Raw genomic sequence first — 1,081 nt, 5'->3', positions numbered from 1 at the left:
ATGCTTATAGGAACTATTTCTCCATTATCATCTACATATAATTTTCCTAAATCTAAATATGGTTTTTCTTTGTTAAAATTTTCTAAACCTATAAACTCAATTATTTTATTTATATAGACTTCAGAAGTTTTGGCTTTCTTACCAGTTTGGTTTTCATAATTTATCCAGCGAGTGTAGTATTTTTTGCCATTTGAGAGAATTCGTGGAAGTTTTTCATTAATAGGCTTTGGATCAATAGCGTAAAGCCCATCACCCAAATCTCTACCTTTCATTTTTTTACTTAGCTCTTTTCTCTCAGCTTCTCTTTTCTCTATCTCATCAACAAATTTTTGATTAAATATATATACTCCACCATATTGTTTAGCTAAGTTTTCTAGTTCAGAGTTACTTATCTTTTTATTTGCTTGATTAGCTGAGCAAGCTATTAAGAATATACTTGTTAGAAGTAAGAGTGTTATAGCTAGAAATTTCATTGATTATCCTTTTATGTTTGAAATTTTAGTTTGGATATTTTATTGTTATTGTATTTATAATATTATTAATTTATTATGTGCTGTTTGGGGTTTATTAAAATTTATTATGCAGATAAAAGTTTATTTCAAGTATTTTCATAACTTAGTTCATTTATCATAAAGCTCATCAAGTTCATTTCCTTCATTCTCAAATACATTATGAAGCATTGCATAACTTGCATCAGCTATATCAATATAGTCTTTAAAGCAATTTATTAGCTCTTTATTTGATTTTTTAGTTTGCACTTACTTGTCCTTGTTTGCTTTTATGAATTTGTTGTTTATTAGAATGAATTTGTTTCCACCACCAAGACTTTCAAAGCTGTTTTTCTTAAAACTAAATCCTCTACCTTCATCTCCAAATAGTCCATACTGTGTTTTTACTCTTTCATAAACTACAGTACATGAAATTTGAACTATATTATCCTCTTTATCTTTGTAATATAAATTTGAAAATATCCAAGGTTCATATTTTTTTAAATTCTCATGACCTATGAAATTATAAATTTTTTCATAACAACTTTGTGAAATTTTACTAGATGTTCCACCTAGAAAATACGGTTTACCAT

General features: G+C 26.6%; 2 protein-coding genes and 1 pseudogene. All 3 read right to left on the bottom strand.

Features of this window, described 5'->3' with window-relative positions; translation table 11 throughout:
• A partial coding sequence (locus F3G69_RS09370) for a tRNA 2-selenouridine synthase (RefSeq protein WP_188115359.1) occupies positions 1–473 on the bottom strand: 473 nt, incomplete at its 3' end.
• A gap of 147 nt (positions 474–620) precedes the next feature.
• Positions 621–758, bottom strand: coding sequence for a diadenosine tetraphosphate hydrolase (locus F3G69_RS09060; RefSeq protein ID WP_084041845.1), 138 nt, complete (start codon positions 756–758; stop codon positions 621–623).
• Positions 759–1,081, bottom strand: a pseudogene (locus F3G69_RS09365) (tRNA 2-selenouridine synthase); the annotation flags it as partial. It abuts the gene before it with no gap.

Source organism: Campylobacter concisus (genome assembly GCF_902460625.1).
GTDB classification, from domain to species: Bacteria; Campylobacterota; Campylobacteria; order Campylobacterales; family Campylobacteraceae; genus Campylobacter_A; species Campylobacter_A concisus_AD.
This window is presented reverse-complemented; position numbering and strand designations above follow the sequence as displayed.